Source organism: Rhizobium sp. NLR22b, assembly GCF_019685295.1.
In the GTDB taxonomy this organism is placed as follows: Bacteria; Pseudomonadota; Alphaproteobacteria; order Rhizobiales; family Rhizobiaceae; genus Rhizobium.
This window is the reverse complement of sequence record NZ_JABDWM010000014.1, coordinates 188,910-208,893: the sequence shown is the minus strand read 5'-3', so window position 1 is coordinate 208,893 and position 19,984 is coordinate 188,910. Positions and strand designations below refer to the sequence as shown.

Below are 19,984 nucleotides of genomic sequence, written 5' to 3'. Positions count from 1 at the left end.
CGGCAACCGGGACGTCCTTCCAGGCAAAACCTTCCTTCGATAGATCCTGCTTCAGGACGTTCAAAGCCGCTGCCTCGCCCCCCGACGTCCACCAGTGCAGCATCTGCACTTCCTTCACGTCGGCAGCGCGTGCGGAGACGCCGGCGCCGGCCACGGCCAGTGCGATCACGGCAGTCATTGTCAGAAACTTACGCATCGAAGAACCTCCCAGTTCCCGTTTGGAGATGCGGGACCCATTCCCGCACCCGATCACCCGCCCTCCTCAGGCGTAGTTTCGTCGCTGGCGAAGCCAGCCTCAGGTTCGCGGCATCCACCAGTTGGTGCGCTTGCCGATATGCATGTTCAGCGTCTTGGTCTCCGTATAGTCCTCGACCGCGTGGCGGCCGAGCTCACGGCCAAGGCCGCTCTGCTTGTAGCCGCCGAAGGGCAGTTCCGAGGCGCCGTCCATGAAGGTGTTCATCCAGACCGTGCCCGCCCGCACTGACCGACCGATGGTCAGGCAGGTATCGAAATCGCGGCTCCAGACACCGGCCGAGAGGCCGTAATCGATGGAATTCGCGATCCTGATTGCTTCGGCAGTCGTTTCGAACGTGAGAACCGAGAGGACCGGGCCAAAGACCTCTTCGCGCGCCACCGCCATGTCAGGCGTGACCGCTTCGAGGATCGTCGGCGACATGAACTGCCCCATGCCGAGGTCGAGCCTCTCGCCGCCATGCGCGATCCGAGCGCCGCTGCTCCTGGCGCCGGCGACATAGCCCGAGATCTTCTCCAGATGCTGCGGCGTTATGATCGCGCCGACCTGCGTCGAGGGATCGAGGGGATCGCCGACCTTGACCGCCTTCGACAACTCGGCAATCCGCCTGACGGCATCGGCAGCGATCGACTTGTGAAGGATCAGCCGCGAGCCAGCATTGCAGCACTCGCCGGCATTGAAATAGGCACCGAAGACCGCGGCATCGATGAAGGCGTCGAGATCGGCATCCGGGAAGACGATCTGCGGGTTCTTGCCGCCCAGTTCCAGTGAGACCTTCTTCAGCGTCTGCGCAGCATTCGCCATGGTCAATTTTCCCACGCCCGTCGAGCCGGTGAAGGAGACCATATCGACGTCGGGATGAGACGTCATGACCGCGCCGACCTCAGGTCCCGTACCGGTGACAATATTGACGACACCCTCGGGAATGCCTGCTTGCTGCAGGATTTCTCCGAGCACGAGCGTCGATCCCGATGTCAGTTCAGAGGGCTTGACGACGGTGGTGCAGCCTGCGGCAAGGGCGAAGGGCAGCTTCTGTCCGACGATCAGGAACGGGAAATTCCAGGGCGTGATGATCGACACCACGCCGATCGCCTCGCGCAGGACGACGCCGAGCGTGCCGTCCCCAAGCGTGTTGTAGCTTTCGCCGTGAAGGTCGCGAGCAAGAGCCGCCGCATAGCGCCATATGTCGACGGAGCCCGCGATCTCGCCCTGAACCTGGGTGATGGGTTTCCCCGCCTCGATGGCATCGAGAAATGCCAGTTCTTCCGCACGCGCCGCGATCAGATCGGCAGCCCTGAGCAGAATGGCCGACCGCTCGGAAGCGGTCATTCGCGGCCATGGCCCGAGATCGAAGGCCTTGCGGGCGGCGGCGATGGCGCGTTCGGCATCGCTCCTGCTGCCGGCCGGGAAACGGCTGACCACCACACCATGGCTCGGCGCGACGCGCGCGATCGGATCGGCGGCGCCGGCTTCCCATTTGCCGTCAATCAGCATCTTGAAATCGCGAGCTTTGTCATTGCTAAGCGCGGTCGGATTGACGAGAACCGTCATTACCATTCTCCCTTGAATTTTGCCGGGCGCTTTTCGCTGAACGACGCAACGCCCTCCTTCAGATCGCCGGTCTTGGCGGCGAGGATCGAGCCTAGGGCTTCGACCGCGGTTCCATTGTCTTCACCGTTCGCCGATGCGATCATCAGCTTGACGATCTCGATAGCGGCCGGTCCCCGTGCGGCAATCCGCTCGGCATAGTCCCTGGCAGCCGCCAGCGCGTTTCCCGTCGGAACCACCGCGTCGACGATCCCGAGCAGACGCGCCTCCTCGGCGGTAAAAATCTCGCCGCCGAGCGCCATGCGCCGGACGGCCTGCGCGCCAAACCGGCGCACGAGACGCTGGGTGCCGGACCAGCCCGGCACCATTCCGAGGCCGGTCTCCGGCAGGCCGATCTTGATGTGTTCCTCTGCGATGCGAATATCGGCAACGCCGGCCAGTTCGAGCCCGCCTCCGAGGGCGTGGCCATTGAGGGCCGCGACCAGCGGCACCCTGAGCGTCGCCAGTCTATCGAATATGCGGTGGCCGTGCCGCACCCAGGCGTGGCCGAACTCCTGAGGCAGCATTCCGCCCCAGGCCTTGATGTCGCCTCCGGCGGAAAAGCCCTTTCCTTCGCCGGTGAGAACGGCAGCGCGCACATTCGGGTTCGCCTCCACCGCGTCGGCCGCCTCCGCCAAGGCTTTCAGCATATCGAGATCGAGCGCGTTCAGCTTCTCCGGCCGGGAGATCGTCAGCGTCGCGACATGGCCATCGATATCGATCCTGACCGATCCACTAGCCATTGAAGGAGCCCTCCAGCGCCCGCGCCCTCCTTGCCGGAAGCGAGAGTCCGATCTCAGCCTCCCGGAACAGTGCGGCGTCCATCACCTTCAGGTCGGGCGCGACGATCAGTCGGAATTCGGACTGCTCGAGGATCTGGGTTTGCAGATCGACGCCGGGCGCGATCTCGGTCAACACGATGCCCTCAGGCGTCAGCTTCATGACGCACCGCTCGGTGACATAGGTGATATCCTGACCCTGCTCGATTGCGCGCCTGCCGCTGAAGGTGACGTGTTCGACCACGTTCACCAGCTTCTTCAGCTTGCCTTCCTTTTCGATGAGGAGAGCTCCGTCGGCGATCGAAAGCTTCGCACCGGCGTTGAACATGCCGGAGAAGACTATCTTCTTCGCCCGCGCCGTGATGTCGACGAAGCCCCCAGCGCCGGCGGTGACATGCGGCCGGAACGACAGCTTCGAGACGTTGACCGATCCGTCCTTTCCGATTTCGAGGAAGGACAACAGCGACGCATCGAAACCAGCGCCCTGGAAATAGGTGAACTGATAGGGAGACGGCATATAGGCGTCGGCATTGGAGGCACAACCGAAGGCGAAGTCGAGCAGCGGCACACCGCCGACCGCGCCCTGCTCGATCACCCAGGTGACAGCGCCGTGCAGCCCCTCCTCCAGCAGAATCCGTGGCACGTTGGCCGATATTCCGAAGCCGAGATTAACGCAGCTTCCCGCCTCTAATTCCTGCGCGACGCGGCGCGCGATGACCTTCTGGACATTGAACTCCGGAACGCGGAAGCTATCGAGCGGGCGGAAGATCTCGCCTGATATTGCCGGGTCGTACCCAGTCTGCGTCGTCTGCTTCTGATCGGGATCAACGATCACATAGTCGACCAGCATTCCCGGCACGCGGACGTCATGGGGCTTCAGCGAGCCTTCCTTGGTGATCCGCTTGACCTGCGCGATGACGATGCCGCCATTATTGCGGGCGGCAAGCGCCTGATCGAGGCCGCCGAGATAGGCGCCTTCATGTTCATATGTGAGATTGCCGCGCTCATCGGCTGTCGTCGCGCGAATGATCGCGACCTGCGGGACGATCGCGGGGAAGAACAGCCAGTCGTCGCCCTCGAAGCTGACGCGCCTGACCACCGGATCGCCCGAAGCGAGGGCGTTCATTGCGCAGCCCTGCCGCGCGGGATCGACGAAGGTGTCGATGCCGACCTTGGTCAAGACACCAGGTCGCTTGGCGGCGGCCTCGCGATGGATGTCGAACAGGATGCCGGAGGGAATATTATAGGCCGGGATCTCATTATTGGTGATCATCTGCCAGATCAACGGCGGCTCGGCCGAGGACGGTCCCGAGGGATAGGAACCGCCGATGATGCGCTTGAGCAGACCTTTCCTCGCGATATGGTCGACGCCCTTGATGCCGCTCATATCGCCGGCGGCAATTGGGTGAAGGGTGGTAATGTGACTGGGATGACCGGTCGCATCGAAACGCTCGCCGATCGCCTTCAGCATCAGGTCGGGGCAACCGAGACCGCTCGACGACGACACCGTAACGACGGCGCCATCCGGGATCAGCGCGGCCGCTTCGGCTGGTGTGAGATGCTTCTTCATGTGCGTCACTTCGAACCCCGTTTCAATTTCCCGCTCTGCCGGCCCTTATCGGCGCGGCTGTGCCGGCTCCGCAACTTTCGCGGACGACGAGCCGAACGGCTGTCGTCACCGTCTCCGCTTCGGCCTTGCCCGCATTGATCTGCTTGAGGAGCATCTGTGCGCCGCGACGCCCGATGCCCTGCGGATCGACCGAGACCGTCGTTAGCGCGGGGACCGCCGCCTGAGCCTCGATGACGTCGTCGAAACCCACGACGGCGAAGTCGGCGCCAGGCTCCAGACGGCGCGAACGCAATCCGTCGCAGACTCCGAAGGCGACGGCATCGTTGAAGCAGACGGCCGCAGTGGGCCGGTCGCCAAGAGCGATCGCTCTTCCGATCGCCTCCACGCCGCCCGCTCGCGACGGCGCGGACGAGATCACGAGTGCCTCGTCGTATCCGAGCCCGGCCGCCTCTATTCCGCTGCGGTAACCGGAAAGGCGATCGTCGAAGACAGCGGTGTCGGGAAAGCCGCCGAGAAATGCGATGCGCTTATGACCGAGACCCACCAGATGCTGAACGGCGGCCATCATGCCGGCCCGGTTGTCGGAGACTATCGACGAGACCTTGGCGCCAGGCAGGTTTCGGACGACAACCACGACGGGAATGCCTGCCGAGACCAGCGGCTTGAAGTCGGCGGCATCGGTGGCGCGCGCCGGCGAGACAATCAGGCCCGAAATGCCATGTTCGCGCATCGATGCGACAACCTCGCGCTGCCTGTCGATGCTCTCGCCGGTGTTCGACAGGAACTGCACGAAACCGGCCGACTGAACGACCATATCGACGCCGACCGCCAACTCCGCAAAGAAGCTGTTCGTCAGATCGTTCACGACAACTCCGATGATCCTCGATTTGGAACCGGCCTGCCGAAGATTGGCTGCGCCGCGATTATAGACGTATCCGAGCTCGCGCATCACGGCATTGACCTTGGCACGCGTCGCCTCATTGACCAGGGAGGAGCCCTGAAGCACGAGCGACACCGTCGACTTGGAGACGCCGGCGGCCTTCGCAATGTCGATGACGGTCACCCGCGCCTTTGTCACTTCACCCTCCCGACGTCATCGTCGACTGGTGCTTATTTATTTGGAACGTTCCAAATATGTCAAGAGCCATTTTAATTAGGGTTGCTCTTTATTGGCCTTTCTCTCTCCCCATCACGTCACGAGCGGGGACTTGTTTTTGGAACGATTTAAATCATGGAAACAACCCGACAGGCTTTTCCCAACGTTGCGAGTTCGGGCCAGCCTGCGAAATCTCTGACTCTTCAAGTCTGAGGATGAATCGCGGCAGATGTCGTGGATCCATTAGGTTGATGCAGAATCGCGACGCATTTTTGCTGGAATTGCTCTCGAGGAATTCCCTCCCGGAGGTATTAGCGAAACTTTATCGTTTGTGGCCAATGCTAGGGATAGGGGACGCGCCAGATCTAAAGCGGGGCCGGAAATGCCGCATTCGTTTGAAGCCATTCTGGAGAACCTGCCGCAGGGGATCATTCTCCTTGATTCTGCCGATACGGTGACGGCTTTCAATTCCCGTGCGCTTGATATTCTCGGCCTTTCCGACGGCACTCTGCGCAGAGGAATGAATATCGACGGCCTGCCCGGCACCGCCGACTGCCGTGCAGCGGCTTGTTCACGGTTGACTACCGGCAGGCCGCACACCTCGCAGTTTGCACTGGCCAACGGACGGATGATCTCATTGACCTGCGCCCCGTCGAGAGCGGGAAGCTGGATCCTCAGCTATGAAGACATCTCGACCCATATCCGCGTAGAAGACAATCTGAGGGAACAGCATCGCCGGTTCGACGCAGCTCTCAGCAATATGCCGCATGGGCTGTGCATGTTCGACGCGACGAAGAAGCTGATATTGTGCAACGCATCCTATGCACGGATGTACGATCTGCCGGATTTTTTGACTCGGCCCGGAACGTCGCTGGTGGACATCCTCGACTATCGAAGCCAACAGGGAAATGGTCCGGCCGATACCGCCACCTATTTTGACGTCGTCTTCGAAGCGACGGCACTCGGCGCACCGGCGAGCCAGAACATCGCGCTCACCGACGGGCGCATCATCAAAATCACCCACAATCCGATGCAGAACGGCGGATACGTGGCGACCCACGAGGACGTCACGAAGACCGTGCGGCTTGCGGAAGCGCTGCGCCGCCATCACGATCAGCTCGAAGTTACTGTGCAAAACCGAACGGCGGAGGTCGAACGGCAGGCGCGCGAGCTTGAGCGGATGCTCGCCCAGGAGCGGAGCATCAACGAATTGCAGCGGCAGTTCGTGGCGATGGCATCACATGAGTTCCGCACCCCGCTTGCAATCATCGATGCTGCCGCTCAGCGGCTGCTCCGGAAAGGGGGCGCGGTCGAGCCCGAATTTCTCAACGACAAGGTCGAACAGATCCGTGCATCGGTGAGCCGGATCGTCGATCTCATGGAGAGCATCCTGACGGCCGGACGCCTCGATACCGGCAAGATCGATATCAGTTATGACGCCTGCGCCGTGGGAACGTTGATCAGAACCTGCTGCGAGCGGCAGTCGGCGATCTCGAAGACGCACGGCTTCGTGCTCGACATAGACGGGCTGCCGGAATTCATCGATGCCGATCCCCGCAGCTTAAGCCAGGTCTTTACCAATCTGCTCTCGAATGCGGTGAAATATGCGCCAGGAACCTCCGAAATTCGTGTTACGGCATGGGAGGAGACGGGCAATATCAAGGTTTCGATCAGCGACGATGGCGTGGGGATCGATGCTGAAGACGTGCCCCGGCTGTTTCAACGCTATTTCCGCGCGCGGACCTCGACCGGGATTGCCGGAACCGGTATCGGCCTCAATCTTGTCAAGCAGATCATCGAACTGCATCAAGGCTCGATAGAGGTGCGAAGTGCAAGAGGGTGCGGATCCACCTTCACCGTCACTCTTCCCATCAAGAGAGCCGCTGACATTCTGGCGAGCAACGACGTTGCCTGATCATTCAGGCCCTCAAACGGCGTCCTGTACGGCCGAGGGCTCGTTCCCGATCTGACGGCGCAGGATTGCTGTCCGGCATATCTACCCTATCCTTCTCGCAATAGAGGAGGACCATGTCATGGCTTTCATTCACACCCCGGATGCATCCGCCAGCGAGAGGACGACGTCGATGTACGCGTCGGCCGAGGCGAATTATGGCTATCTGCCGAACATGTATCGTGCCTTCGGCCACCGGCCGGAGGTGATGGAGAGCTGGGCGGGGCTGCTTTCGAGCATTCGCGGCCATATGAGCCTCAGGCGCTACGAATTGGTGACGCTGGCGGCGGCCAAGGAGCTTAAATCCTCCTATTGCATGCTGGCGCACGGCTCGGTGCTGCTGCGCGAGGGATTTACCAGCGAGGGACTGACGGCAGTTGTCAACGAGACCGAAAAGGCACCAATCGATGCCGGCGAGCGTGCGATCATGGCCTTTGCGGCCAAGGTGGCGCGCGATGCGACATCGATCACGCAGCACGATATAGACGGGTTGAAGAAACACGGGCTGAGTGACGCCGAAATCTTCGACGTCACGGCCGCCACAGCGGCCCGCTGTTTTTTCTCGAAAATGCTGGATGCGCTCGGCGCTGCGCCCGACCACGCCTATATCGAGCGGCTGGAGCCGAATGTGCGAAAGGCGCTCAGTGTCGGCCGGGAAGTCGAGCGGCCCCTGGCGCCTTCACCCTCGGGCGGCACATCGCAATGATGCAGTGTCGGCTGACGCCAGCGGCTGTGGCCCCTACTCTTCCGGTTTTTCGGCAAAATGCCGAATCGCAAACTCGGCAATAGTCTGACTCGAGCGATCGGCATCGTCGAGTATCGCGGGAAACAGCTGCCACTGATGCGGCATGCCCGGCCAGACCTCGGTGGTGACATCCACGCCCTGCCCGCGCGCTTTGTCAGCGAGGCGCAGCGTGTCATCAAGCAGGGCTTCGCCGGAACCGACCTGCAACAATAGCGGCGGGAATCCGGTCATGTCGGCATAAAGCGGTGATGCCTGAGGATCGGTGGCAGGCCGGCTGCCGAGATAGGTCTTGCGCAAAGTCTCGATCAACGCCTTATCGACCAGCGGGTCGCTGCCGGCATTCGCCGTCATCGATCCGCCCGTCGCGGCAAGATCGGTGATCGGGCTCAGCGCAATCACGGCCGCCGGCAAGGGTTTGGCCGCCTGCTTCTGCCGCAGCACCGCCTCGAGCGCAATGTTGCCGCCAGCGCCGTCTCCTGCCACGACGACGTTCTCGTTGCTATAACCGTTATCAAGAAGCCAGCGATAGGCCGTCAGCGCGTCGTTGATCTGGGCGGGATAGGTATATTCCGGCATCAGCCGATAATTGATCAGAAGCACGTCGCTGGATGCGGCCTTGGCGAGCGAACCGGCGAACAAGCCGTGCGTACGGATGGAACCACCGGAAAAGCCGCCGCCATGGATGTAGAGAATCACCCTTTTGCCGATCGGGTGATGGAGCCGGGCGGGCCACATCAGCTCGCCATCCACGCCGTCGGCATCGACCTGCCGGACCTGGATGCGCGTCGGCCCCGGCATCGTTTCCATCAGCCTGGCGAAAGCAGCCCTGCGCTCTTGCAGGCTGTCGGCGCCGGCAAAGTGCTCCTTCCACAGGCCGAGCAGTTTTTCGACCTGCGCACGCGAGGACTGGCTTTGCGGCCCGATGTCTTCTCCCAGCGCCAGCGGTGCCGATAGGATCAGCGCGGCGATGGCGGGAAACAGATATCCGAGCCGCTTCGGCGCACTTCGATCAGCATTTGACAAAATCCGCCCCTTCATCAATCTCTCCCGATGATGCTGCCATGACCGTATCATTGGCTGCTTCGCCCAGCGAAGTCAAAAGGGTGACAAGCGCAACCTTTCGCTTTTTCACGTCTCCAACGAGCAGGCTGATGCCGGCCCGCGCGGCAGCTGCCGGCCTGCTGCGGGCTGATCGGACTGTCAATGGAAGAAATCGAAATTGTTGCCGGCGCGGCTTGCCATCTGCCAGGCTTCCATCGGAAATGGATCCCGCCCTGCCCTCAACTCCCGTGCTTCGGCTCGCGTAGAAATGAAGGATACCGATGACCACCATTTACCTTGCCGGCCCGGAAGTCTTTCTTCCCGATGCAATGCCCATCATGGCAGAAAAACGCCGATTGGCGCGTCAGTGCGGCTTCGAACCGACCGGCCCCGGCAGCGACGAAAATCAAACGCCGATAAAGCGGCCAGCTGCGGAGATTTACGCCCGCAATGACGTCGCCATGCGTAAGGCGGAAATCTGCCTCGCCAACATCACACCCTTTCGCGGCGTCAGCGCCGATCCGGGCACGGTCTACGAGATCGGCTTCATGATTGCTCTCGGAAAATCGGTCTTCGCCTATACCAACCACCCCGACGACTACGGCTTGCGCGTCCGCTCGATCTGGTATGCGGGAATGGAGATCGACGAGACGAGCGGACGCCCGCGCGGGCCTGACGGCATCGCAATCGAAAATCACGGCATGGCCGACAACCTGATGATCGACGGAGGCGTCGAGGCGGCAGGAGGCAAGGTATTCCGTGCAACCACCCTGCCGGCGGATCCTGCCCGAGACCTGGCGATTTATTTTGAGGCGCTTCAAACGATCGCTGGCTTGCGCGGGTAGGATTGGGCTCTTTCACACCGCCCTGATCGCGTCGATCACCGCCCTGAAGCCCGCAGATATATGGCGGCGGCTCGGATAGTAGATATAGAGCGGTTCCTCCGGCTGACACCAGTCGTCGAGCACCTGGATGAGTTCGCCGTCGGCAATGGCCTTTTCGACGCGGGGCTCCCAGATATAGGCAAGGCCGACGCCGCCGAGCGCTGCCTGCATCATCAGTTCGTGATCGTCGAGCGACAGTGGTCCGGTCGGCTGAAAGCTCACCGTCTGGCCGTCCTTCTCGAATTCCCAGGCATAACGTGCACCGGAGGGAAACATGTTCTGGATGCAGAGGTGGCGCTTGAGCTCGTAAGGCGTTTCCGGCTTCGGGCGTCTCTCGAAATAGGCGGGTGAACCGACGACGACCAGGCGGATACGCGGCTTGATACGCAAGGCGATCATGCCTTCAGTGACACGTTCGCCGAAACGGATGCCGGCATCAAACCCTTCCTCGACGATGTCGACCAGCCTGTCGGTCGCGTTGATTTCCAGCTGCAAATTGGGATTGCGTTGAAGCAATGGGGCGATGACACGGCCAATGACGAAAGGACCGATGGAATTCGGCACGTTGATTCTCACCCTGCCGAACGGCGTATCGCGGTATCGGTTTAGCGCATCGAGCGCGGCCGCCATCTCCCCGAAAGCCGGAACGAGATGTGAGACCAGGAGTTCGCCGGCTTCCGTCAGCGAAACGCTGCGTGTCGTGCGGTTGAGCAGGCGGATGCCAATTCGGTCTTCCAGATTGAGCACCGCATGGCTGACGGCAGAGGCTGTGACGCCCCGCTCCTCGCCCGCCTTGCGGAAGCTCTTGTGCCGCGCCACGGCCACGAAGGCCGCCAGTTCGGAAAGTTCAGTGGCCCTCATTGCTGAGTTTTGCTCATCATAGTTTCAATAATAACGAATCTTATACAGCATCTGGTTTTCAGTCAAATTCAGTCCGTCAGCACAGAGATGCGACGCCAACAAAGGAATTCGTCATGAAAGTCTGGTTTATCACTGGTGCATCCCGCGGTTTCGGCGCGCTGATGACCAAGGAAGCACTTGCATCAGGCGATGCCGTCATCGCCACGGCCCGCAACCCGAAGACCATCATCGAACAATTCGGGGACCATCCGAACCTGCTGGCCGTCGCGCTCGACGTCACCAACGAGGCGCCGGCCAAGGAGGCTGCGGCCGCCGGCATCGCCCGCTTCGGCCGCATCGACGTTCTCGCCAACAATGCCGGTTACGGCCTGCTCGGCGCCGTCGAGGAAGCCACAGCCGAAGAGATCGAAAAGATCTATGCCACCAATGTCTTCGGTCTCCTGAAGGTGACACGCGCCGTACTGCCCTATATGCGTCGCCAGCGTTCCGGCCATATCCTGAACTTCTCCTCGATCGGCGGCTATTTCGGCTATCCCGGCTGGGGCGTCTACGGCTCGACCAAATTCGCAGTCGAAGGGCTGTCGGAATCCATGGCCGCCGAAGTCGAACCTTTCGGCATCAAGGTGACGATTGTCGAGCCTGGCTTCTTCCGCACGGACTTCCTCGCCGACACCTCGCTGGCAATAAGTCCTGCTTCCATCGCCGATTACGAGGGCACGCCGGCTGGAAACATGCGTAATTTCGCCGTCGACGCCAATCACGCCCAGCCCGGCAACCCCGCCAAGCTCGCGGCCGGCATCATGACAATGGTCAACTCGGCCAACCCGCCGCTGCGCATGCCGTTCGGCAGCGATACGGTCGCCATGATCGAGGCGCAGCATGCGAGTGTCGAAAAGGAACTGGCCGTCTGGCGCGAGCTTGCCGTCTCCACGGATTTTGCAAGCGACGCAACCGCTCGGGCCTGAGCAGCCAAGACCAATGCCGCCGTATTCGGATTTGGACGTGCGGCAGCGCCATGGAGGTGATACAAAGAACGCCTTGCGGCAAATTGGCATTCGCCTCTCGCCGGGGATGGCCTAGATGTAAGTCAGACCGTGACCCCTGAAGAGGCAACACATGCCCATCAAGACCATCTGTATTTATGGCGCCGGCGCCCTTGGCGGCGCCATCGCCGCCAAGCTCGCAGGCAGGGAAGATAACGACGTCGCCGTCGTCGCGCGTGGGGCGCATCTCGATGCGATCCGCAGCCACGGCCTCAGTCTGCGCGAGGCCGATGCGCAAACCCCGCTCAAGGTACGCGTAACGGCAACCGACGATCCGAAGACATTGCCGCGGCAGGATCTCGTCATCACCGGCCTCAAGGGACATCAGCTGTCGCCTGCCGCCGAAGGGATCGCCGGTCTGCTCAAGCAAGGCACCCGCGTCGTCATGATCCTCAACGGCATTCCATGGTGGTATTTCCATCGCGATCCCAGGAGCGGACATCAGGAACTGCAATTCGACGAGCTCGATCCCGGCGGCAGGCTCTGGCGGCTGATCAGCCCGGAACGCGTGATCGGCTGCGTCGCCTATCAAGGCGCGGAAGTGGTCAAGCCAGGCGAGATCCAACTTTCCCACAAAGGCCGCTTCGTACTTGGCGAGCCCTCCGGTGAAATGTCTGCCGAGCTTTCGGCCATAGCAGCGGTGCTGAGCGGCGCCGATCTCAATATTACGACCACGGCCGACATCCGCAGTGAAATCTGGAGCAAGTTGATGGGCAACGCCGCCTTCAACCCGATCAGCGCTCTGACACGGGCGCTGATGACCGACATCATGGCGGATCCGGCGCTCATGGACATGGTGAGCAAGGTCATGAAGGAAGTGCGCGCTGTCGGCGATGCGGTCGGTGCGGATTTCGCCATGTCTGTCGAGCAGCGGCTGGAGCAGTCGCGCCACATCGGCGGCGTTCGGACCTCGATGCTGCAGGACCTGATCGGCGGCAAGGCGCTCGAAATTACCCCGCTTGTCGGCATGCTGGTGGCGCTCGGACGCCTGACTGCCGTGCCGACGCCGGTATCGGAGACGATCCTGGCGCTGGTGACGCAGCTGGATCGGGAAAACCGGCGCGGCAACTGACAACCAGGAGAACGGCGGCCATCAGGGCGACCATTCCTTCCCGACATGGCGTGGGAGATTTCCGCCGCCCGCCTTTATGCCATAACTATATTTTTGCCCCTCGCCACGCATGGATTTCCTATCGCAGGCATGGGCTAAAGGGGCCGATTTCCAACTTTTCGTTAACTGGCATGCTGGTAAAATCTCGTCGCCAAGTTATCAGACACCGCGAGACCGATGCCGAAACCGAATTTCCGCTTCACCCATTACGATCTCAAGGAACAGCGAGCCGGAACGATCGTCGAGGTGTCGCTGAATGCGGTGAACAATGTTCGTCTGATGACGGCGCCGAACTTCCAGCGTTTCACCGAGGTTCTCGATTTCAAATATATCGGCGGCGTGGCGCGCAAGTCGCCGGTCAAGCTCGCCGTTCCGGAAAGCGGCCACTGGCATGTCGTCGTCGACATGGAAGGCCATCACGGGCTCGCGGAATCCGCCGTCAAGGTGATCGCCGCGCCTGTCAATCAGAAGACACCACGCCCTTCCTGAGCTTTGCAGCACCGGCATCTTTTCTGACGCGCCAGGACAGGCACGGACGTGCTTTGTCGACAAACCGTGATCACGAGACGCCCAATCGTACTGATCTTGATCACGATCAATGAATCATCCCGAGTCGTCGTTCACAATTCTCAGTCGCGGGGCTTCCACCACGCCGCCAGCTGCAGTCCGCTCCCATTCATACTCGGATCGCCGAGAGAGGAACAGCAGACGAAGATCTCATCACCTGGGGCAGCCCATGACTTCGAACCCGATCGATCGTGTCACCGATATCATCGATCCCGGCGATGCACTCGGTGAAGTCCTTTTCGGACTGATCATGGCGCTGACTTTGACGGTCGGCTCGAGACTTGTTTTTGAAGAAGAGGGGTTGGATGCTCAGGAGTTGATCGTCGCAACAGTCGGATGCAACGTTGCCTGGGGGATCATTGACGCCGTTTTGTTCGTTCTGGGGACGACGTTTTACAAGAGCAGGCGGCTGCGCCTTTTTCGGCAAATCAAAGCCGCCGGAAGCGAGACTGCGGCGCTCAACATGCTCGCGAAAGAATTCCCGATCGAAGAAGCACCGTTTTCTGCAAAGGCTGCCGATGCAGACGCGCTTTATAGATCACTGCTGACGCTCGCACGCAGGGCCGATCCTGTGAGGGCGTCTCTATCGAAAAATGATCTCCTTGCCGCCCTCGCGGTCGTTTTTCTCGTCTCGGTCACGTCCATTCCGGCCGTGACCCCTTTCTTTCTCATCGACAGCGCCCACCTCGCTCTGAGAGTCAGCAACCTGTTTCTCATCATGCTGCTGTTCGTGACGGGTTATGCGTGGGCGAAATTTTCGGGAGGCAGGCCTTTTTATGCGGGGATGACGATGACTTGCCTCGGATTGCTTCTGGTCGCCATAGCGGTCGCTCTTGGCGGTTAACCCCGCCCACGCGTCAGCGCGGATTGCGCTCTTTGCGCAGCTTCGCCCACCATTCCAGCCGCTTACGGATATCCCGCTCGAAGCCGCGCTCCGGCGGATCGTAGAAAGTCTGGCGGCCCATCTTCTCCGGAAAATAATCCTGGCCTGAAAAGGCGTCCGGCTCGTCGTGATCGTAGCGATAGCCCTCGCCGTAACCCTCGCCCTTCATCAATTTCGTCGGCGCGTTGAGGATATGCTTCGGCGGCAGCAGCGAGCCGTTCTGCTTTGCGGCCTGGCTTGCGGCCTTGAAGGCGGTGTAGACGGCATTCGATTTCGGCGCGGTGGCGAGATAGACGCAGGCTTGCGCCAGCGCCAGCTCCCCTTCCGGCGATCCGAGATAGTCATAGGCATCCTTGGCGGCGTTGCAGATCACCAGCGCCTGCGGATCGGCAAGCCCGATATCCTCCACCGCCATGCGCACCAAACGCCGGCCGAGATAGAGCGGATCCTCGCCGGCATCGAACATGCGGGCAAGATAATAGAGCGCAGCATCCGGATCCGAGCCGCGCACCGACTTATGCAGCGCCGAAATCAGATTGTAGTGGCCGTCCTGCGCCTTGTCGTAGACTGGGGCGCGGCGCTGGACGATACGCGTCAACGCTTCGGTATCGAAGCTCTCGCCCTCGCGGGCAGCACGCCAGACCTCTTCGGCGAGCGTCAGCACGGCGCGGCCGTCGCCATCGGCCATGCGGATCAGGCTGGCGCGCGCCTCCTCGGTCAGCGGCAGCGGCTTCTGCTCGATCGCCTCGGCGCGCGTCAGCAATTCCTCCAGGCTCTCCTCGTCATGTGACTTGAAAGTGAGGACGCGGGCGCGCGACAACAGAGCGGCGTTGAGCTCGAAGGAGGGATTTTCGGTGGTGGCGCCGACGAGAATGACGGTGCCGTCCTCCATAACAGGCAGGAAACTGTCCTGCTGGGCGCGGTTGAAACGATGAATCTCATCGACGAACAGCAGCGTCTGGCGACCGTCCATGCGGCGCATGCGAGCCGCCTCGAACACCTTCTTCAGATCGGCGACGCCGGAAAAGATCGCCGATATCTGCTCGAAGGCCAGCCCCGCCTCACCGGAAAGCAGCCGCGCCACCGTCGTTTTGCCGGTGCCTGGCGGACCCCAGAAGATCATCGATCCGAGCGAACCACTTTCGATCATCCTCTTCAGCACGCCGTCCTCACCGGTCAGATGTTCCTGACCAGTGACATCGGCAAGCGTCTTCGGCCGCAACCGGTCGGCAAGCGGCCGCCTGGCGGCAACCTCTTCCGGAACACGCGGCGCGAAGAGATCATTGCTCATCGGAAGAACTGCCTGATACGCTGGCCATCGCGCTCGATCTCGACCCGCCAGAGACCGGGATCGCTGCTGGCTATCTCGGCCAGTTCTTTGGTCGATTTTACTTCCGTTCCGTTGATCGAAACGATGATATCCTTGGGCTCAAAACCCAGACGAGCCGCCGGGGAATCCTGCTTGACATCGGCAACGACGACGCCCGCCGATTCCGAGGGCATGCGCAATTCATCTGCGACGCGCGGCGACAGGTTTTCGACGACGGCGCCGGTAAAGGGCGTCCGCCCGCCAATGACGCGCTGGTCACGAGGCGAGGTCTCCGGCGCGCGGTCGAGCGCCAGCGACAACTGCTGCTCGTGGCCGTTGTCGATGACGGTAAGATTGACCGTTTTGCCGAGGCCGGCTGTGGTCAGGCGATAGAGCAACGCGTCCGGATGCTCGACGGCGATGCCGTTGACTGACGTGACGATCTGGCCGGCCTTCAGCCCGGCCTTCGCCGCCGGGCTGCCTTCCGAAACCTTGACGACGAGTGCGCCGCGCACTTTGTTGAGCCCAAGGGCTTCGGCAACTTCCGACGTCACCGCATCGAAGCTCGCGCCGACATAGGGCCGCTCGAAGGATTTGACGCCGGCATCGGCGGAAGCGAGGAAGACTTTGACGAGATTGGCGGGAATGGCAAAGCCGATGCCGTTCGAGCCGCCGCCGCGCGAGAAGATCGCGGTGTTGATGCCGATCAGCTCGCCCTTCATGTTCATCAGCGCACCGCCGGAATTGCCCGGATTGATCGAGGCGTCGGTCTGGATGAAGAAGCCGAACTCGTTCTTGACCACCTGGTTGCGGGCAAGTGCGGAGACGATACCGCTCGTCACCGTCTGGCCGACACCGAAGGGATTGCCGATCGCCAGCACGAGATCGCCGACCTCGACGGTATCGGAATTGCCGATCGGTAGTGTCGGGAAGTTTTCCTTGGTGTCGATCTTCAGCACGGCGAGGTCGACGCGGTCGTCGCGCAGCACCACCTTGCAGGGGAATTCGCGGCCATCTGACAGCGCCACCTTGATATCGTCGGCGCCTTCGACGACGTGGTTGTTGGTGACGACAGTGCCGTTCGCCTCGACAATGACGCCGGAACCGAGCGAGGACTGCTTTTCGGATCGATTCGGCATCTGCTGGCCGAAAAACTGCTCGAAGAAGGGATCGCCCGCAAAGGGCGACTGGCGCTGGATGATCTTTTCCGCATAGACGTTGACGACTGCGCCCGACGTCTGCTTGACGAGCGGTGCGAAGGAGAGCTGCATCTGCATCTGGCTCTCAGGCACCGTCTTTGCCGTCTGCGCCTGGGCCGCAGCCGGCAGAACGAGCATCAGAGCGAAGAGCGAAACGGAGGCGCGCTTGAACAGGCCTTGCATGGGTATCCCTTTTGAATCCTCTTGAGCAACGTTGTAGCGTCCGACGCTAGAAAGGAAAGAGGGCGGAAGCATGGAAGAATAAGGCAAGGGAGTGCCTTGATGGCGCTGCGAATTTGATTCAGGAAGGTCAACCATGCAACTGATATCAAAAGCTAAAATCTGGGCAAAGTCACTGAAGCGTGACATCGTTGCGCTGTGGCTTGCCGCCCGCGATCCTCGCGTGCCCTGGTATGCGAAAGCGGTCGCCGGCGCCGTCGCAGCCTATGCGCTTTCGCCGATCGATCTGATCCCCGATTTCATTCCCGTGCTCGGCTATCTCGACGATCTCGTCATCGTTCCGCTCGGCATCTTGCTGGCGACGCGGCTCGTGCCGGCAGAGGTGATGGCTGCGCTTCGCGTGGAAGCGGCTAGGCGGATCGAACGCCCTTCCGGCCGGGCCGGATTGATCTTCATCCTTGTCGTCTGGCTCGCCTGCATCATCTTTCTGGCTCTGGCGGTGCGCAAGCTGATTTGATCGGCAGTAAAGGAAGAAGATGATGACATGGCGAATGTCGGCCGCGCTCGGTTTGGCGATCCTGATTTTCTCATCGGATCTGGCATGGTCGGCGAGTTTCGATTGTGATGCGAAGGAATTGAAGCCGGACGAAAAGGCGATCTGCGACAATCGCGTCCTCAACGACGCCGACGTCAAGATGGTGACGACCTTCGAGCTGCTCTCCGGTCTGCTGGCCATGGGCTCGCGCGGAACATTGCAGGACGAGCAGACCGCCTGGCTGAAGAAGCGGCAGGAATGCGGGGGCGACGCCGCCTGTATCAAGGCTGCCTATGACGAGCGGATGAAGCAGCTCGGCGAGACCTACAAAAACATCAACCGACCGCTTTGACAGCGGCCGCGCCGCTGGACTCTTAATCAGGGGTTGTAGTTTCGACTACTCAGCGGGCGTTGAGATCCCGCACGGCGCCGCGGTCGGCGCTGGTTGCGAAAGCCGCATAGGCCTTCAGCGCGGTGGTGACGTTGCGCTTGCGAATCTCGGTCGGCTGCCAGCCCTTGCCTTCCTGCTCGGCGTGGCGGGCGGCGAGTTCGGCCTCGCTGACACGCAGGCTGATCGTGCGGTTCGGGATATCGATATCGATCATGTCGCCTTCGCGCACCAGGCCGATCGTGCCGCCATTCGCCGCTTCCGGCGAGACATGGCCGATCGAGAGGCCGGAGGTACCGCCGGAGAAGCGGCCGTCGGTAATCAGCGCGCAGGCCTTGCCGAGGCCCTTCGACTTCAGATAGCTCGTCGGATAGAGCATTTCCTGCATGCCGGGGCCGCCCTTCGGGCCTTCGTAACGGATGACGACGACGTCGCCGGCCTTGATCTCGTTGGCGAGGATCGCCTTGACCGACGCATCCTGGCTTTCGAAGACGCGGGCCGGGCCGGAGAATTTCAGGATCGATTCATCGACGCCGGCCGTCTTGACGATGCAGCCGTCCACTGCGAGATTACCCTTCAGCACAGCAAGACCGCCATCCTTGGAGAAGGGGTGTTCGACCGAGCGGATTACGCCGTTCTGGCGATCGGTGTCGAGCTCGTCCCAACGAGCTTCCTGGCTGAAGGCGACCTGGGTCGGGATGCCGCCGGGAGCGGCGCGATAGAAGTTGCGGACGGTGTCGCTGTTGGTGCGGGTGATGTCCCAGCGATCAATCGCATCGCCGAGCGTCTCGGCATGGACGGTCGGACAATCGCGGTTCAGGAGCCCACCCTTATCGAGCTCTCCGAGGATCGACATGATGCCGCCAGCGCGGTGGACATCTTCCATATGCACATCGCTCTTGGCGGGCGCGACCTTCGATAGGCATGGCACGCGGCGCGACAGTGCGTCGATATCGGCCATGGTGAAATCGACCTCGCCTTCGTGGGCCGCTGCAAGGATGTGCAGGACCGTGTTGGTCGAACCGCCCATGGCGATATCGAGCGCCATGGCATTCTCGAAAGCCTGCTTGGAGGCGATGGTGCGTGGCAGCGCCTTGACGTCGTCCTGCTCGTAATAGCGGCGGGCGAGATCGACGATCAGGTGGCCGGCCTCGACGAAGAGGCGCTTACGATCGGCATGGGTGGCAAGCGTCGAGCCGTTGCCGGGCAGCGACAGGCCGAGCGCCTCCGTCAGGCAATTCATCGAGTTTGCGGTGAACATGCCGGAGCACGAACCGCAGGTCGGACAGGCTGAACGCTCGATGACCTTGACGTCGTCATCGGAGATCTTATCATCGGCAGCCGCGACCATGGCGTCGACGAGGTCAAGCGCATGTGTCTTCCCATGCAGCACGACCTTGCCCGCTTCCATAGGACCGCCGGAGACGAAGACGGTGGGGATGTTGAGGCGCAGCGACGCCATCAGCATGCCGGGGGTGATCTTGTCGCAGTTGGAGATGCAGACCATGGCGTCGGCGCAATGGGCATTGACCATGTATTCGACGCTGTCGGCGATCAACTCGCGCGAGGGCAGCGAGTAGAGCATGCCGTCATGGCCCATGGCGATGCCGTCATCGACGGCGATCGTATTGAACTCCTTGGCGACGCCGCCGGCCGCCTCGATTTCGCGAGCGACGAGCTGGCCGAGATCCTTCAGATGCACATGGCCGGGAACGAACTGGGTGAAGGAATTCACCACCGCGATGATCGGCTTGCCGAAATCCGAATCCTTCATGCCCGTGGCGCGCCAAAGGCCGCGCGCGCCCGCCATGTTGCGGCCATGGGTCGTGGTTCTGGAACGGTAAGCTGGCATCGGTGTCTTCCTCGACATGTCGGAAACATCAGGCGAAGCCGGGCCGGCAATGAAGCCTGCGGGCCGGGCGAACGCCGCTTTTTGGAATTGTCCTAATCCAATCGATGGGGGCTGTCACTACCGGCAAGGCCAAATCCGGTACGCTGCCGG

19 protein-coding genes and 1 pseudogene are annotated in these 19,984 nt (G+C 61.5%); 9 read left to right on the top strand and 11 right to left on the bottom strand.

The annotated features are described in order from the left end of the window. The 5 genes and pseudogenes from HJC00_RS22645 to HJC00_RS22625 form a co-directional block, all read right to left on the bottom strand. Positions 1-196, bottom strand: a pseudogene (locus HJC00_RS22645) (sugar ABC transporter substrate-binding protein); the annotation flags it as partial. A gap of 99 nt (positions 197-295) precedes the next feature. Beyond that, complete coding sequence (locus HJC00_RS22640; RefSeq protein ID WP_210628223.1) at positions 296-1,804, bottom strand: aldehyde dehydrogenase family protein; 1,509 nt, start codon at positions 1,802-1,804, stop codon at positions 296-298. After that, complete coding sequence (locus HJC00_RS22635) at positions 1,804-2,583, bottom strand: enoyl-CoA hydratase/isomerase family protein (RefSeq protein ID WP_210628224.1); 780 nt, start codon at positions 2,581-2,583, stop codon at positions 1,804-1,806. The genes HJC00_RS22640 and HJC00_RS22635 overlap by 1 nt, the downstream gene beginning before the upstream one ends. Then, a complete protein-coding gene (locus HJC00_RS22630; protein WP_221164628.1) occupies positions 2,576-4,189 on the bottom strand; it encodes an acyl CoA:acetate/3-ketoacid CoA transferase in 1,614 nt (537 codons plus the stop codon). The genes HJC00_RS22635 and HJC00_RS22630 overlap by 8 nt, the downstream gene beginning before the upstream one ends. Before the next feature lie 22 nt (positions 4,190-4,211). Beyond that, positions 4,212-5,267 carry a LacI family DNA-binding transcriptional regulator gene (locus HJC00_RS22625; protein ID WP_210628226.1) on the bottom strand — a complete coding sequence of 352 codons (1,056 nt, stop codon included), beginning with the start codon at positions 5,265-5,267 and terminating at the stop codon, positions 4,212-4,214. Positions 5,268-5,667: 400 nt separating this feature from the next. Between HJC00_RS22625 and HJC00_RS22620 the strand changes: the two genes are divergently transcribed. Then, positions 5,668-7,200, top strand: coding sequence for a PAS-domain containing protein (locus HJC00_RS22620; protein ID WP_221164627.1), 1,533 nt, complete (start codon positions 5,668-5,670; stop codon positions 7,198-7,200). A gap of 118 nt (positions 7,201-7,318) precedes the next feature. Then, complete coding sequence (locus tag HJC00_RS22615) at positions 7,319-7,942, top strand: carboxymuconolactone decarboxylase family protein (RefSeq protein ID WP_221164626.1); 624 nt, start codon at positions 7,319-7,321, stop codon at positions 7,940-7,942. A gap of 33 nt (positions 7,943-7,975) precedes the next feature. On the opposite strand, the gene HJC00_RS22610 is transcribed toward HJC00_RS22615, so the two are convergent. Next, the gene (locus tag HJC00_RS22610; protein ID WP_221164629.1) at positions 7,976-8,950 is read right to left on the bottom strand and encodes an alpha/beta hydrolase; all 975 of its coding nucleotides are present in this window, start codon (positions 8,948-8,950) and stop codon (positions 7,976-7,978) included. 40 nt (positions 8,951-8,990) lie between these two features. Further along, the gene (locus HJC00_RS22605) at positions 8,991-9,314 is read right to left on the bottom strand and encodes a hypothetical protein (protein ID WP_210628229.1); all 324 of its coding nucleotides are present in this window, start codon (positions 9,312-9,314) and stop codon (positions 8,991-8,993) included. Here HJC00_RS22605 and HJC00_RS22600 point away from each other — a divergent pair. Beyond that, complete coding sequence (locus HJC00_RS22600) at positions 9,304-9,867, top strand: nucleoside 2-deoxyribosyltransferase (RefSeq protein WP_221164625.1); 564 nt, start codon at positions 9,304-9,306, stop codon at positions 9,865-9,867. The two genes, HJC00_RS22605 and HJC00_RS22600, sit on opposite strands and share 11 nt — an antisense overlap. Before the next feature lie 12 nt (positions 9,868-9,879). On the opposite strand, the gene HJC00_RS22595 is transcribed toward HJC00_RS22600, so the two are convergent. Then, positions 9,880-10,767 (bottom strand): LysR family transcriptional regulator, encoded by an 888-nt coding sequence (locus tag HJC00_RS22595; protein WP_210628231.1) that lies wholly within the window; start codon positions 10,765-10,767, stop codon positions 9,880-9,882. A gap of 113 nt (positions 10,768-10,880) precedes the next feature. Between HJC00_RS22595 and HJC00_RS22590 the strand changes: the two genes are divergently transcribed. From HJC00_RS22590 to HJC00_RS22575, 4 genes are all read left to right on the top strand, one after another. Beyond that, positions 10,881-11,732 (top strand): oxidoreductase, encoded by an 852-nt coding sequence (locus HJC00_RS22590; RefSeq protein ID WP_210628232.1) that lies wholly within the window; start codon positions 10,881-10,883, stop codon positions 11,730-11,732. A 151-nt stretch (positions 11,733-11,883) separates the two neighbouring features. Beyond that, positions 11,884-12,882, top strand: a complete 999-nt coding sequence (locus HJC00_RS22585; RefSeq protein ID WP_210628233.1) for a ketopantoate reductase family protein — start codon at positions 11,884-11,886, stop codon at positions 12,880-12,882. A 216-nt stretch (positions 12,883-13,098) separates the two neighbouring features. Beyond that, a complete protein-coding gene (locus HJC00_RS22580) occupies positions 13,099-13,410 on the top strand; it encodes a DUF1883 domain-containing protein (protein ID WP_210628234.1) in 312 nt (103 codons plus the stop codon). 247 nt (positions 13,411-13,657) lie between these two features. Continuing rightward, positions 13,658-14,332, top strand: coding sequence for a VIT1/CCC1 transporter family protein (locus tag HJC00_RS22575; RefSeq protein WP_210628235.1), 675 nt, complete (start codon positions 13,658-13,660; stop codon positions 14,330-14,332). A 13-nt stretch (positions 14,333-14,345) separates the two neighbouring features. Here HJC00_RS22575 and HJC00_RS22570 read toward each other — a convergent pair whose 3' ends face one another. After that, positions 14,346-15,662: a replication-associated recombination protein A gene (locus HJC00_RS22570; RefSeq protein ID WP_210628236.1), complete on the bottom strand. Its 1,317-nt coding sequence runs from the start codon at positions 15,660-15,662 to the stop codon at positions 14,346-14,348. Then, positions 15,659-17,062, bottom strand: a complete 1,404-nt coding sequence (locus HJC00_RS22565) for a DegQ family serine endoprotease (RefSeq protein WP_210628237.1) — start codon at positions 17,060-17,062, stop codon at positions 15,659-15,661. Before HJC00_RS22565 ends, HJC00_RS22570 begins: the two co-directional genes overlap by 4 nt. A gap of 133 nt (positions 17,063-17,195) precedes the next feature. On the opposite strand from HJC00_RS22565, the gene HJC00_RS22560 reads away from it, so the two are divergent. After that, entirely contained in the window at positions 17,196-17,576 is a 381-nt protein-coding gene (locus HJC00_RS22560; protein WP_210628238.1) for a YkvA family protein, read from the top strand. 19 nt (positions 17,577-17,595) lie between these two features. Then, entirely contained in the window at positions 17,596-17,946 is a 351-nt protein-coding gene (locus tag HJC00_RS22555; RefSeq protein WP_210628239.1) for a lysozyme inhibitor LprI family protein, read from the top strand. A gap of 49 nt (positions 17,947-17,995) precedes the next feature. On the opposite strand, the gene ilvD is transcribed toward HJC00_RS22555, so the two are convergent. Further along, positions 17,996-19,834, bottom strand: a complete 1,839-nt coding sequence (ilvD, locus tag HJC00_RS22550; protein ID WP_210628240.1) for a dihydroxy-acid dehydratase — start codon at positions 19,832-19,834, stop codon at positions 17,996-17,998. Positions 19,835-19,984 lie beyond the last annotated feature (150 nt).